Annotated in this window: 12 protein-coding genes; 5 read left to right on the forward strand and 7 right to left on the reverse strand. The window is 69.4% G+C overall.

The window, feature by feature from the left end; all coding sequences use genetic code 11:
* Positions 1–5: 5 nt before the first annotated feature.
* Positions 6–275: a WhiB family transcriptional regulator gene (locus Y900_RS05940; RefSeq protein WP_036340081.1), complete on the reverse strand. Its 270-nt coding sequence runs from the start codon at positions 273–275 to the stop codon at positions 6–8.
* A gap of 133 nt (positions 276–408) precedes the next feature.
* Complete coding sequence (locus Y900_RS33430) at positions 409–537, reverse strand: hypothetical protein (protein WP_272945540.1); 129 nt, start codon at positions 535–537, stop codon at positions 409–411.
* A gap of 276 nt (positions 538–813) precedes the next feature.
* Between Y900_RS33430 and tpx the strand changes: the two genes are divergently transcribed.
* The 3 genes from tpx (at position 814) to Y900_RS05960 (ending at position 2,504) form a co-directional block, all read left to right on the forward strand.
* A complete protein-coding gene (gene tpx / locus Y900_RS05950; RefSeq protein ID WP_036340087.1) occupies positions 814–1,308 on the forward strand; it encodes a thiol peroxidase in 495 nt (164 codons plus the stop codon).
* Between the two features lie 229 nt (positions 1,309–1,537).
* Entirely contained in the window at positions 1,538–1,978 is a 441-nt protein-coding gene (locus Y900_RS05955; protein WP_131536097.1) for a hypothetical protein, read from the forward strand.
* Between the two features lie 85 nt (positions 1,979–2,063).
* Positions 2,064–2,504: a hypothetical protein gene (locus Y900_RS05960; protein WP_131536099.1), complete on the forward strand. Its 441-nt coding sequence runs from the start codon at positions 2,064–2,066 to the stop codon at positions 2,502–2,504.
* Position 2,505: 1 nt separating this feature from the next.
* On the opposite strand, the gene Y900_RS05965 is transcribed toward Y900_RS05960, so the two are convergent.
* Positions 2,506–4,611 carry an ATP-dependent DNA helicase UvrD2 gene (locus Y900_RS05965; protein ID WP_036340093.1) on the reverse strand — a complete coding sequence of 702 codons (2,106 nt, stop codon included), beginning with the start codon at positions 4,609–4,611 and terminating at the stop codon, positions 2,506–2,508.
* Between the two features lie 54 nt (positions 4,612–4,665).
* On the opposite strand from Y900_RS05965, the gene Y900_RS05970 reads away from it, so the two are divergent.
* Complete coding sequence (locus Y900_RS05970; RefSeq protein ID WP_036340096.1) at positions 4,666–4,917, forward strand: mycoredoxin; 252 nt, start codon at positions 4,666–4,668, stop codon at positions 4,915–4,917.
* A 5-nt stretch (positions 4,918–4,922) separates the two neighbouring features.
* Here Y900_RS05970 and nudC read toward each other — a convergent pair whose 3' ends face one another.
* Both nudC and Y900_RS05980 read right to left on the reverse strand, forming a co-directional pair.
* Positions 4,923–5,837, reverse strand: coding sequence for an NAD(+) diphosphatase (gene nudC / locus Y900_RS05975; protein ID WP_036340099.1), 915 nt, complete (start codon positions 5,835–5,837; stop codon positions 4,923–4,925).
* 4 nt (positions 5,838–5,841) lie between these two features.
* Positions 5,842–6,918, reverse strand: coding sequence for a potassium channel family protein (locus tag Y900_RS05980; protein ID WP_036340102.1), 1,077 nt, complete (start codon positions 6,916–6,918; stop codon positions 5,842–5,844).
* 63 nt (positions 6,919–6,981) lie between these two features.
* Here Y900_RS05980 and Y900_RS05985 point away from each other — a divergent pair, with 63 nt between their 5' ends.
* Entirely contained in the window at positions 6,982–7,392 is a 411-nt protein-coding gene (locus Y900_RS05985; protein ID WP_051659915.1) for a DoxX family protein, read from the forward strand.
* On the opposite strand, the gene Y900_RS05990 is transcribed toward Y900_RS05985, so the two are convergent.
* Both Y900_RS05990 and Y900_RS05995 read right to left on the reverse strand, forming a co-directional pair.
* Positions 7,367–10,600: an ATP-dependent helicase gene (locus Y900_RS05990; RefSeq protein ID WP_036340104.1), complete on the reverse strand. Its 3,234-nt coding sequence runs from the start codon at positions 10,598–10,600 to the stop codon at positions 7,367–7,369. The two genes, Y900_RS05985 and Y900_RS05990, sit on opposite strands and share 26 nt — an antisense overlap.
* On the reverse strand, positions 10,597–13,725 hold the full coding sequence (locus Y900_RS05995) for an ATP-dependent helicase (protein WP_036340107.1): 3,129 nt from the start codon (positions 13,723–13,725) through the stop codon (positions 10,597–10,599). The genes Y900_RS05990 and Y900_RS05995 overlap by 4 nt, the downstream gene beginning before the upstream one ends.
* Positions 13,726–13,734: the final 9 nt, after the last annotated feature.

Below are 13,734 nucleotides of genomic sequence, written 5' to 3' on the forward strand. Positions count from 1 at the left end.
CCCCGTTAGGCCGCGATCACGTCCTTGCGCGGACGCCCCCGTGGCCGCTTGCGCTCCACGATGCTGCCGCGTTCGATGATCTCGCCGCCCCAAACTCCCCACGGCTCACCGCGGTCCAACGCGGCGGCGAGGCATTGCCGCCGGATCGGACAGTCCCCGCAGAGCACCTTCGCTCTCTCCAGCTCCATGGGACTCTCGGCGAACCACAAGTCGGGATTCCCGTCGTGGCACGGCAACACCGGCAGCTTCTCCTCGCGGACTGTCGATGTCGACATGTCTCTCTCACCTGCTTCCTGGTCGAAAGGCTTTATCTCTTAGGGGATCCGGGCCAGGAATCGGGCGGAAACACAAAGGCCACGGATCCTTTGACTTCGGGTCCGTGGCCAGTGGCTGTGTCTGGGAGCTTTCCTAGATGAAGCTCCTGTCCACGGACGCGATCGTCGGGGCGGCGTTGACGCGACGCTTACGCTGCGCCGAAATAGCGGCGGCCGCGTCGGCGGCATGGGCAGCGAAAGCCTGATGCGTGGGAGTCGCCATGACGGCACGGAAGGACCACGCACGACGCGCAACTGCAGCTACGCCAACATTCGCAGTGCTGCTGATCATCGTCGGTCCCTCCTTTCCTCACGCCGCCCTGTAGCTATCGATCGGCACAGGATTCGTTTCAGAGGCTAACCCCTAACACCGTTTCGCTACAAGCGATTTTCTGACCTGCGGTTTGACCCTCGTCGACCTCCCGGGAAGGCAACCGGCGAAGCCACCGGGGCCGACCCGCTCAGCAGCCGCAACGCCGGTCCTGAGAAACTAATTCCCATGGCACAGATAACCCTGCGTGGAAACCCGATCAACACCGTTGGAGACCTGCCCGCCGTCGGCGCCCAGGCCCCCGCATTCACTTTGACCGGCACTGACCTCGGCGACCTGGCCAGCAGCCAGTTCGATGGAAAAGCCTTGGTGCTCAACATCTTTCCCTCGATCGACACCCCGGTGTGCGCCACCAGCGTGCGGACGTTCAACGAGCGCGCGGCAGCCACCGGCGCACCGGTGGTCAACATCTCCAAGGATCTGCCGTTCGCACTGAAGCGATTCTGCGGGGCCGAAGGCATCGAGAACGCCGTGGCCGCGTCAGCGTTCCGCAGCAGCTTCGGTGAAGACTTCGGCATCACCATCACCGACGGACCGATGGCGGGCCTGCTGGGCCGCGCGGTCGTGGTGGTCGGCGCCGACGGCAAGGTGGCCTACACCGAGCTGGTCCCCGAGATCGGTCAAGAACCCGACTACGACGCCGCAGTCGCCGCGCTTAGTTGATGCGCGGTCCCCGCGACGGCGCCGCCGTCGCGGTCTGAACGCCTCTTTCCTTCACACGTCACTCCGCGATACCGCAGCTCAACGCCGCGGTATCGCGGAGTAATGCTGTCTGCACAGTCTCCGGGCCCAAGCTCACGCCCTAATTACAACGACGGAAAGGCGTAGCGGCGTACCCTCAGGCACATAGCACATGAATACTGCTAAAACCCGAACAGAAGGGTGCCTGAAGATGAACAAAAAGCAAATCATTGCTACGAGCTGTGCGGTGTCGTGGGCCGCAGTGATCCCGATGAGCAGTGCCTTCACAGCATCCGCGACCCCCGACTGGATGCCGTCCGACGGCGAATCAGGCGCAGTGACCGGCGCCGGCGGTGCACCGTCCCTCGGCGTCGGCGGTACGTCCAGCTACACCGGGGGATCCACATCCTCCGGCTTCTGCGGTGACCCATCGACGTACACCGGCACCTCCACGTCCGCGATCTGCTCGGGCGCATCGGTCGGAGTCGGCGGACCGTCCAGCTACACCGGCGGCTCCACGGCCAACAACCCACAAAGCACAGCCAGCCTGGGGGTCGGCGGAGTCAACAGCTACACCGGCCAGGGCACATCCGGCGACACCCTCAATGGCACCAACACCACCACGCGGACTGTCAATTACGGCCCGGGATAACGGAATCCGGCCTGGCCGGCAGTCACACATTTGATTTCACTATGAGTCTCGTGACCCGGGCGGGTTCCACCGCCATTCTTGAGGCATGGAACTCGTAGCTCGAAATGACCTCAAGCACAGTCTGATTCGCCGCCATCGACGCCACCGGATGTTCGGTTGCGCAACCCTCTTCGCGGCTGTCGCGCTGAGCGGCTCCCCTGTCGCCGCGGCGGAGGACGCGACCGGTGGTGAATCGGGCGCGATCGCCGGCGCCGGGTTCGGACCCAGCGCCGGTGTCGGCGGCCCGTCGAGCTACACCGGCGGTTCGACGTCGAACAACCTGTGCCACCAGCACTGCACCGGTGCCAGCGTCGGAGTGGGCGGCCCGTCGAGCTATACCGGCGGTGCCACCGTCAATCACCCGGGAGGTATGGCGAGCCAAGGGGTCGGAGACGTCAGCAGCTACACCGGCCACGGCACCGCTGGAGCCCCGAACAACGGCACGAACGCCACCACCAGGACCGGCAACTACGGGCCGGGCCACTGACCTACTGGCGGGCGCGCACCAGCTCGAGCACGTCGGGCCCGAACTGCTCGAGCTTGCGCGCCCCGATGCCGGGAATCGCCACCAGCGCCGCATCGTCGGCGGGCAGGCACTCGGCGATCGCGATCAGCGTGTTGTCGGTGAAGACAACGTAGGCAGGCACTTTCAGCTCTTTCGCGGTCCGAAGCCGCCAATCTTTGAGCTGGCTCAAGAGTTCGTCGTCGACGTCGACCGAACAGGTTTCGCAGCGGCGCAACATGATTGACGGTGCCGTGCTCAGTACGGCGTTGCAGACCCGGCAGCGCGGTGTCGCGCTCTTCGGCCTGCGTGGCCGGTTCGGTGTCGGCTCGGCCTGAGTCTGTGGTGCGATGCCGTTGAGGAATCGGGACGGACGCCGGCCCTGCCTGCCACCCGGGGTTCGGGCGAGTGCCCAACTGAGCTCCAAATACATTCGGGCGCGGGTGATTCCGACATACAGCAGGCGGCGCTCCTCTTCGACCGCCTCACTGTCGGGTCCGTGCGCCAGCGCGTGCGAGATCGGCAGCGTGCCGTCGGCGAGTCCGACCAGGAACACCGCGTCCCATTCCAGGCCCTTGGCGGCGTGCAGCGAGGCCAGCGTCACGCCCTGCACCACCGGTGGGTGCCGGGCGTCGGCCCGCACCCTCAGTTCGGCCACCAACGCGGGCAGGTCCAACTGCGGACGGGCGGCCACCTCGTCGTCGACCAGGTCGGCCAGCGCGGTGAGCGCCTCCCAGCGCTCTCTGGCCTTGGTACCCGCCGGTGGTTCGTCGGTCAGGCCCAGCGGCTCGAGGATCTGGCGCACGATCTCCGATAGCGGGCCTTCGGTTTGGCGCTCCGCCGCGCGCTGCAGCGCCAGCAGCGACTGCCGGATCTCCTGGCGGCTGAAGAACCCTTCACCGCCGCGCACCTGGAACGGGATACCGGCCTCGGTGAGCGCCTCCTCGTAGGCCTCGGATTGCGCGTTGATGCGATACAGCACCGCGATTTCGGCTGCGGGCGTTCCGGATTCGACCAGACGCTTGATCGACCGCGCGACCGACGCCGCCTCGGCGACCTCGTCGGGATGTTCGTGGAACGTCGGTGACGGGCCGGGTTCGCGCTGACCGATCAGGTGCAGCTTGCTGCCCGCCACTCGGCCGCGCGCCGCAGCGATCACCCGATTGGCCAGCGACACCACCTGCGGGGTGGAGCGATAGTCCCGCTCGAGGCGGACCACCGTCGCGTCGGGGAACTGGCGGGAGAAATCGAGCAGGTAGCGCGGCGAGGCGCCGGTGAACGAGTAGATGGTCTGGTTGGCGTCGCCGACGACGGTCAAGTCGTCGCGGTTGCCCAGCCACGCGTCGAGCACCCGCTGCTGCAGCGGGGTGACGTCCTGATACTCGTCGACGACGAAGCAGCGGTAGCGGTCCCGGAACTCGGCGGCCACCGCGGCGTCGTTCTCGATCGCGCCGGCGGTGTGCAGCAGCAGGTCGTCGAAATCCAGCAGCGCGATGCCGTCGCGGTTGGCTTTGAGCTTCTCGTAGCCGGCGTAGACCCCTGCGACCTTCGCAGCGTCCAGCGGGATGTCGCGCTGAATTTTGGCCACCGCGGCGGCGTAGCCCTCCGGGCTGATCAATGAGGCCTTGGCCCATTCGATTTCGCCGGCCAGGTCCCGCACGTCGTCGGTACTGACCTGCAAGCGGGCTCGGCTCGCGGCTTGGGCGACGACGGAGAACTTGGTGTCCAGCAGCTGCCAGCCCGTGTCACCGACCACCCGCGGCCAGAAGTACCGCAGCTGACGCAGCGCGGCCGCGTGGAAGGTCAGTGCCTGCACCGATCCGACCGGAGCGCCCATGTTCTGCGCGTCCATGGCGCGCAGCCGGGAGCGCATCTCCCCCGCGGCGCGCGAGGTGAACGTCACCGCCAGTACCTGGCCGGCGGCGACGTGACCGTTGGCGACCAGGTGCGCGATGCGGTGGGTGATCGTGCGGGTCTTACCGGTGCCGGCACCGGCCAGCACACACAACGGCCCCCGGGCGGCCAGCACGGCCTCGCGCTGTTCGTCGTCGAGGCCCCTCAGATGGTCGACGGTCACCGGCATGCGCTCCATCTTGGCAGGGGGTGGGGACATTGCACGTTTGGCGCTGAGGATAGGTTCGAGCCCATGAGTGGCAACGATCCCCAGCTCACCATGTACTCCACCGTGTGGTGCGGCTACTGCAAGCGCCTGAAGACCGCGCTGAAATCGGCGGGCATCGCGTTCACCGAAGTCGACATCGAGCACGACCCGGACGCCGCCAAGTTCGTGATGTCGGTCAACAACGGCAACCAGACCGTCCCGACCGTGAAGTTCTCCGACGGTTCGGCGCTGACCAACCCCAGCCTCAAAGACGTGCAGGCCAAGCTGGCGTCGTAATCGCCTTAGCCGGCCGCCCAGGATTCGATGATCTCGCGGGCGATCGAGATCGAGCCGGGCAGCAGCAGTTTCGAGGACGAGTCACTGCTCCAGTCGCCGTGCTCCAGCGCTTCCCGCACCTCGGCTCGGGTGAACCAGGCCGCCTCGGCGATCTCGCCGTCGTGAAAGACGAACTCCTGCTCGGGATCGCCGATGGCGTGGAACCCCACCATCAGTGACCGCGGGAACGGCCACGGCTGACTGCCCAGGTACTCGACGTCGCGCACGGACAGGCCGATCTCCTCGTTGACCTCGCGCACCACGCAACTCTCGAACGACTCCCCCGCCTCGACGAACCCGGCGAGCAACGAGAACAGCCGCTGCGGCCAGACGGTCTGGCGGGCCAGCACCGCCCGGTCATGACCGTCGTGGATCAACACGATGATCGCCGGGTCGATGCGGGGGAATTCCTCGTGGCCGGTGAGCGGATTCAGCCGCGACCATCCCGCTTTGACCGCTTTGGTCGGTGACCCGTCGACCGCGCTGTACCGGGCGTGCTCGTGCCAGTTCAGCAGGGCCAGCGCGGACGCCAGCAGCTGCGCGCTGACGTCGTCGATCTGCTGACCGCCACGGCGCAGATCCGACACCTCGCCCTCGGCGTGCTCGGGGGCCTCCAGGGCGGCGCGCACCGCCCACACGTGCCGGCCGTCCTCCAGGCGGCCCAGAAACACTGCATCCTGCGGCGGCGCATCGGCGTGCTTCACGGCCGGCGTCAGCGACACCCGGCCGTCGGCGACCATCACCTGGTTGCGGTGGTCGACGCGCAGCAGCGCGGCGTCGGCCCAGCCGGCGATGGCGGCATCGACGTCGGTACGCAGATGGTCGGCGCGGTCGGCGCCAACCCGGGAGAGCAGCGGAATATTACGCAGTCGGAAAGCCACGTGGTCAGTCTTCTCCAGTGGCGCGGACGTAGAGCAGCCGGTCGGTGGTTTCCAGGGCGTCGACGTCCGGGTCGTCCACGCGTAGCAGCTTCCCGTCGCGCACCACGCCGAGCACGATGTCGGGCAGGTGGCGCGGTGAGCCGCCGACCTCCTTGTGCTCGACCTCGCGCTCGGCGATCGCGAACCCGGCGTCCGGGGTCAGCAGGTCCTCGATCATCTCCACGACGCTGGGCGTGGTGGTCGCGATGCCGAGCAACCGGCCGGCCGTCTCCGAGGACACCACCACCGAGTCGGCGCCGGACTGGCGCAGCAGATGCTGATTCTCGGCTTCCCGCACCGCGGCGATGATCTTGGCTTTCGGGGCCAGCTCGCGTGCGGTCAGGGTGACCAGCACCGCGGTCGGATCGCTGTTGGTGGCCACGATGATCGAATTGGCGTGCTGGGCGCCGGCCAGCCGCAGCACATCGGACTTGTTGGCGTCGCCGCGCACGGTGACCAGTCCGGCGGCGTTGGCCCGGTCCAGCGACGTCTGGTCGGTGTCGACGACGACGATGTCGGCGGGTGCCACACCGTCTCCGATCATCGCGGCCACCGCCGTCCTGCCCTTCGTCCCGTAGCCGATGACGACGGTGTGGTTGCGCACGCTGTTCCTCCAACGCTGGATCTTGAGAGCCTGCCGCGACGCCGTGGTCAGGGTTTCGACGGTGGTACCGACCAACACGATCAGGAATGCCACCCGAAGCGGGGTGATGACCAAGACATTCACCAGACGCGCGGTCTCGGTGAACGGGGTGATGTCGCCATAGCCGGTTGTCGACAGCGACACCGTGGCGTAATACAGACAGTCCAGGAAGGTCAACGGCCCGTCGCGGACATCGCGGTAGCCGTCCCGGTCGAGGTAGACGATGAAGACGGCCAGGAACAACGCGGTCAGAGCGTAGACCAACCGACGGGCGATGCGGCGGCCCGGACTGACGAACTTCTCCGGGATGTGCAGGTAGTCGACGAGTGCACTGTCGGGCTTGGCTGCCAGGTTCTCGTCGATCGCCTCGAGCCTGCGCCGCAACCTACCCTTGGCCACGCGACTCCGTCGTCAAGCCCAACCCTCTCGTCGTGAGCGCCACCACTCCAGCATTATGTACCCATGCCGACGACGACTACCGAACTCGAACCCCAACGCAGCACGTCCCAGCTGCCTGCCTACCGCGCCGCGCTGATGCTCATCGGCATCGGCGTCGGGCATTTCGTGGCGCCCAAGCCCTTCGATGAGATCGTGCCCGCCGAACTCCCGGGCGACGCCCGGTTCTACACCTACGCCTCCGGGGTGGCCGAAGTCGGCATCGGGACCATGCTCCTGGTGCCGCGCACTCGTCGCGTTGCCGCGCTGTTCGCGATCGCGTTGTATCTCGCGGTGTTCCCGGCCAACGTCAACATGGTTCGGTTGTGGCGGGACAAGCCGTTGCCGATGAAGCTGGTGGCACTTGCCCGGTTGCCGTTGCAGGTGCCGATGATCACCCAGGCTTTAGCCATCAGGCGCAACGCTCCGCGCTACTAGCTTCGGCGAGCAAGGCCACCAATTCTTCTGGGCCGGCTAGGTTTTCCGGCATCACGGTGACCCCTGCACGCACGTAGTGGAACGCCGCCCGGACCTCCGAGTCCGGGCAGTTCTTGATCGCCGCCCACGCCAGGCGGTAGACCGCGAGCTGAACGGCCGCGTGCTTCTTGGCGTCATCGTCGGCCGGGGGCTCGCCGGTCTTCCAGTCGACGACGGTCATTCCGCCATCGGCATCGGCGAACACCGCGTCGATGCGTCCGCGCACCACCGTGTTGCCGATCGCCATCTCGAACGGCACCTCGACGTCGACCGGAGTGCGGGCCGCCCACTGCGATTTCGTGAATGCGTCCTGCAGAACAGCCAGCTCCGCAGTCTCGATGGCCACGCCGTCGACCGCTCCGGGCAGGTCGTCGAGGTCGAAGAGCCGCTCAGCACCGTAGAAGCGCTGCACCCATTCGTGGAACGCGGTGCCCAGGATCGCGTGCGGATCCGGGCGCGACGGCAGCCTGCGCGTCAGCCGGCGCAGCGCCGCGGGATCACGGTCGAGTTCGACAAGTGCGCTGACCGACAGTTGACCGGGCAACTGCACCGGCGGCGGCGCGGCGATCCGGGCCCGCTCAGCCAGCAGGGCGTCGACATCGGCAGCCCAGTTCTCCGGGTCCTCGCCGCTGTCCGGGATCGCGCCGGCCAGCGCCGACCGGACCAGCTCGGCGCCCTGTTCGATGTCGGCGCGGGTGCGGCCGAGTGGGTCGGCGGGCCAGACCGCTTCACGGACGCTGTCGCGCAACGGGTTTCGTTCGCCGTCAGCAGGCTCTGGAGCCCACTGTTCGACCACGCCGCACGGTTGTCCCACCGCGCCGGCGGCGTCGACGATGTCCTTGATCTCGCGCAGGAAATCCGACGGCCCGCGCGGTGTGCTCTCTGTGGAACCCCAGTGGTGCCCGGACAGCAGCAGGGTGTCCTCGGCTCGGGTGATCGCGACGTAGAGCAGTCGGCGTTCCTCATCGAGGCGGCGCTGCTCGAGCTGCTTCTTGTGCGCCATGATGCTGTCGGACAATGCTTTTCGGTCGTTGACGTGCTCAGTGTCCAGCACCGGCACACCATGCATGCCGGCGGCGGCTCGATCACCGCGCAGCAGCGGCGGCAGGTCGGCCGGATCGGAAAGCCAGGTCCGCTTGGATGCGGTGGACGGAAACACCCGCGCGGACAGGTGCGGGACCGCCACCACCTGCCATTCGAGTCCCTTCGCGGCGTGCACGGTCAGCACCTGCACGCGCCCGGTGGCCACGTTGACCTCGGCGGGCGCCAGACCGTTCTCGACGACCGCGGCCGCATCGAGGTAGGCCAGCAGCCCGCTGACGCATGCCCCGGGCCGGGTCGCATAGTCGGCGACCACGTCGGCGAACCGGTCGAGGTGCTCGGCGCCGGCCCAGCCCGCGGCGACGGGGCGGGCTGCTCTCACCTCAACGTCGACCCCGAGGACGCGCCGCACCTCGCCGACGAGTTCGGTGACCGGGTGGCCCAATAGTGTTCGCAGTCGGGCCAATTCACCGGCGAGATCGGTGATACGACGGTGCCCTTCAGGCGAGTACGCCCTAGCCGGGCCCGGGTCGGCCAGCGCGTCGGCCAGGCTCGCGGTCTCGGCATCGGGCGCGGCGGAGGCGATGATCTCCTCAGCGGTGACGGCCGCCTGCCGAGCTCCGTCGATCGCCATGGCGCGCCGCCACAGCGCGGCGAGATCGGCGGCGCCGAGCTGCCAGCGTGGCCCCGTCAGCACCCGCATCGCCGCCGCGCCGGCGGCCGGATCGGCGACCAGCCGCACCATCGCCGCCACATCGGCGACCTCCGGGATCGACAGCAGGCCGGCCAGACCGACGACTTCGACGGGCACGCCGCGAGCGCTGAGCGCCTCGGCGATCGGGCCGGCATCCGCGTTGCGCCGCACCAGCACCGCGGCGGTCGGCGGCTCACTGCCGTCTGCCGCCGCCTCGGCATAGCGCGCCGCGATGTGGTCGGCGACCCACTCGCGCTCGGTGGCCACATCGGTGAGCAGCGCGCAGCGCACCGTACCGGCCTCGGCGCCGGGGCGGGCCCGCAACGCGCGCACTGCGACCGAGCGGCGGCGGGCTTCGGCGGAAATCTCGTTGGCGATGTGCAGAGTGGTCGGCGGGTTGCGCCAACTGGTCCGCAGTTCGAGCGTGGGCGCCGGGGAGCCGTCGGCTTGCGGAAAGTCGGTGGTGAATCGCGGCAGGTTGGTCGCCGATGCGCCGCGCCAGCCGTAGATCGACTGGATGGGATCGCCGACCGCGGTCAAAGCCAGGCCTTCGTCGGCACCGGCCCCGAACAGTGACGACAGCGCGATTCGCTGGGCATGGCCGGTGTCCTGGTATTCGTCGAGCAGCACAACGCGGTAGCGGCCGCGAAGCTGCTCCCCGACCTGTGGGCAGCTGGCGGCCAACCGCGCCGCGGCCGACATCTGTGCGCCGAAGTCCATCACCTTGTCGGCACGCATCCGTGCGTGCAGCGCGTCGATCAGCGGCACCAGGGCGGTGCGTTCGGTCTGGGTGGCCAGCATGCTCAGCAGGAACTGGCTCGGGCCGCGATCGCGTTGATAACGCCCGGCGGGCAGGTGATGCACCAGCCGGTCGAGTTCGAGGTGGGTGTCCAGCAGCTGGTCGGTGTCGACCAGGTGCTCGGCCAGTTCGCCGGACAGCTTGAGCACCATCGCGGTGACACCGGCCGGGTCCTTCGTGGTGTCCAACGGCCCGGGGTAGCTGCTGACCACCTCGAAAGCCAGTTGCCACAACTCGGTTTCGCTGAGCAGCCGGGCGTCGGGTTCCACCGGAAGCAGCGGTCCGTACTCGCGCAGCAATGCACCGGCGAAGGCGTGGTAAGTGCTCACCGTCGGCGCTCCCTGCGGCGCGGCGCCACCGAGGTGACCCGCCAGGCGGGCCAGCCGGGACCGCACCCGGCGCAGCAGCTGCCCGGCGGCCTTGCGGGTGAAGGTCAGGCCGAGCACCTGACCGGGATCGGCGAATCCGTTGGCCACCAGCCACACCACCCGTGCGGCCATGGTCTCGGTCTTACCCGCACCCGCGCCGGCGATGACGACGAGCGGCCCTGGCGGGGCAGCGATGACCGCGGCCTGCTCGTCGGTCGGGGTCGGAAGACCAAGGGCCTCAGCAAGTTCGAACGGGCTGAAGGTCATGGCGACTCCGTTCGCGGTGCGGCGTGCGCAGGGCAGGACGGGCGCATGGGGCAGTGTGCGCAGCCGTCGTTCACCCGGGCGACGAACTGCGGGCCAGCGGTCGCGGCCGCCGCCTGTTGCACGGCCTGGTGCCACTGCGCTGTGCTGTCCGCGCTGAGTGCGGACTGTTCGCGTTCGGTGGCGCCTGATGCGTTCGGTTTGGCGACGTAGACCAGCCGGCCGCCGCCGGGACGGTCTCCGTCGGCCAGGGCCCCTTCAGCGATGGCGAGCTGGTACAGCCCGAGTTGGGCGTGGCGCTGCGCGTCGTCCTTGGTGACGGGGCTCTTTCCGGTCTTGACGTCGACGATCACCAGCCGGCCCTCCGCGTCGCGCTCGAGCCGGTCGACCCGGCCGCGCACCCGCACCCCCGGCTGACCTTCGCCCGGCTCGGCGATCACACCGTCGACCTCGACCTCGGTACCGATCTCGGTCAGCTCGTGGCGGGTCGATGAACGCCACGCCGCGAACGCCTCGAGCATGGCGCGGTGCCGATCCAGTTCGTTGTCGGCGTACCACGTCGAGTCGAATGGTATTGTGCTCCAGAGCTTTTCCAGCTCAGCCGCCAACTGTTCCGCGCTGGTCGCCGAGTCCGCGATCAGAGCGTGCACCACCGACCCCAAGGTCGACCGCAGGTCGCGGCGTTCGGTCCCGCCGTGCCGTTCGGCCAGCCAGCGCAGCGGGCAGTCGGTGAGCGTCTGCAAGGTCGAGGGGCTCAGGGTGACGGTGTGCTGATCGCCGCTCCACAGCGGTTCCACGGTGCTGACCGAGGTCATACCGTACCACTGTGCCGGGTCCGCACCGGCCACACCGTCTGCGGCCAGCCGTGCCAATTGCTGTGCAGCGGTGGAACGTTCACCGTCGGTGACGGTACCCGCCGGCGCGCACACCACCGCCCGCAGCCGGCCGACGACGGCCGACGGCGCCAGCACCGGCGGGGCGACGACCGGCTGGGCGGACCGCACGTCATCCGCGCGTGCGTACGCCTCGAGCTCGGCGACGAACGGCGACGGGAGCGCCGCATCGTCACCGGCATCACTGTCGACGGCGGTGATCAGCAGCCCGCGCCGGGCGCGTCCCATCGCGGCGATGAGCAGCCTGCGTTCCTCGGCCAGCAGCGGCGCCCGCGCCGACACATCATCTCCCAAGCCGTCGAGCACGTCGAGCAGCCGCTGCGTGCCCAGCACGCCACCGCGGGGAGTGGTGTTGGGCCACAGGCCGTCCTGCACTCCGGCGATCACGACCAGGTCCCAGTCGCGGTCGAGCGCCGCGTGCGGGCTCAGCACCGCAACGGTCTCCGACACCGTCCGCCCGTCGACGCTGACCGGTGGGAGTTGCAGGCCCGCAACATGATCCACGAACCCGCGCAGCGACGCCCCGGTGGTACGGCTGACGTAGTCGTCGGCGATGTCGAACAACGCGGTGACCGCGTGCAGGTTCCGGTCGGCCAGCGCGCCTTCGGTTCCGCCACGCTCGGCCGCGGCCAACCAGCGGCGCTGCAGCCCGCTGCGCTCCCACGCCTGCCACAGGGTATAGCGCGGGTCGCGGTGCCCGCGATGTCCGCGGGCCGCCGCCGTCAGCACCGCACGCACCCGGTCCAGCGGGCGCGCCAGTGTTGCCGGCAGATCTACCGGACCGGTGGTGAGCGCCGCGACCAGCCGCTCGCCGAATTCGCCGGAACCGCCGCGGCGCAGCGCCCGGCGCAGCTGGCGCTGAGTCACCGGGTCCACCCGGCCGATCGGGCCGGTCAGTAACGACACCGCCTGCTCGCCGGTCAGACCGTCGGCGGTCGCCGCCAGCACACCCAGCAGGGCTTGTGCCGCAGGCTGTTCGGCGACGGGACCGGCCAGCTGAGCCGCGTCGACCGGAACACCGGCACCGGCCAGCGCGCGCGGCAACGCCGCGGCCGCCGACGGCGACCGGACGATGACGGCGAGCTGCGACCACGGGACACGGTCGACGAGATGCGCGCGGCGCAGCGTGTCGGCGATCAGTGCCGCCTCGGCGTGCGCGGAACCGGCGATGCGCACGCTCACCGATCCGTCGTCACCGGCATTGGCGTCCAGCACGCGCCACGCGCTGTTGCCCGGCAGCCCGGCGGCGATCCCGCTGATCGCGCGCGCCACCGCGGGCGAGCACCGGTGCGAACGGCCCAGTTCGACCACCGGTGTATCGGCCTCCGTCAGCACAGCCGGGTCGGCGCCGCGGAAGCCGAAGACCGCCTGATTCGGGTCCCCGGCAAGCAGAGCCAGATCTGTGCCGGCCGCCAACACCCGAACCAGCCGTGCGGCCTGCGGGTCGAGGTGCTGGGCATCGTCGATGAGCAGCAACCGGATTCGGGAGCGTTCGGCCGCCAGCAGTTCAGGGTCGAATGCCAGCGCCTCCAGCGCCGCACCGACCAGTTCAGCCGCGCCGAGCGCAGGCACAGTGGCCTGCGGTGCGGCGGTGCCGACCGCCGCGCGCAGCAGCATCACCTGTTCGTACTGCTGGGCGAAGCGCCCCGCGGCCGCCCACTCGGGCCGCCCCGACAGCCGGCCGATGCGCTGCAGGTGCTGCGGATCCACTCCCCGCTCGGCACAGCGCGCCAACAGATCCCGGAGCTCGTTGGCGAACCCGCCGGTGGTCAGCGCGGGGCGAAGGACCTGCGGCCACCGCGACGCCGACGCGTCGCCGTCCTCCAGATCACCGGCCAGCAACTCGCGGATGATGCCGTCCTGCTCGGCCCCGGTGACCAGCCGCGGCGGCGGGTCGCCGGCGCGGGCGGCGGCCTGCCGCAGAACTCCGAACGCGTAACTGTGCACCGACCGGACCATCGGCTCCCGCACCACCGCGCGGCACGGCTCAGCCGAGCGTGCCGCGAGCAGTCGGGCCGTCAGCGCGCTGCGGGTGGCGCCCGCCAACCGGCCCGAACCCGTCAGCAGCAGAACGGATTCCGGGTCGGTCCCCGCGGCGATGTGTGCCGCGGCCGCCGCCACCAGCAGGCTGGTCTTGCCGGTGCCCGGGCCGCCGACGATACGCACCGTGCCACGCAACCCCGGGCGCAGCACATCGGCAGGTTCGCTCGCCCGGGCCAGCAGTGCGGTGGTCATGTCAGCGAT

Origin of the sequence: Mycolicibacterium aromaticivorans JS19b1 = JCM 16368, from assembly GCF_000559085.1 — a bacterium.
GTDB lineage: Bacteria > Actinomycetota > Actinomycetes > Mycobacteriales > Mycobacteriaceae > Mycobacterium > Mycobacterium aromaticivorans.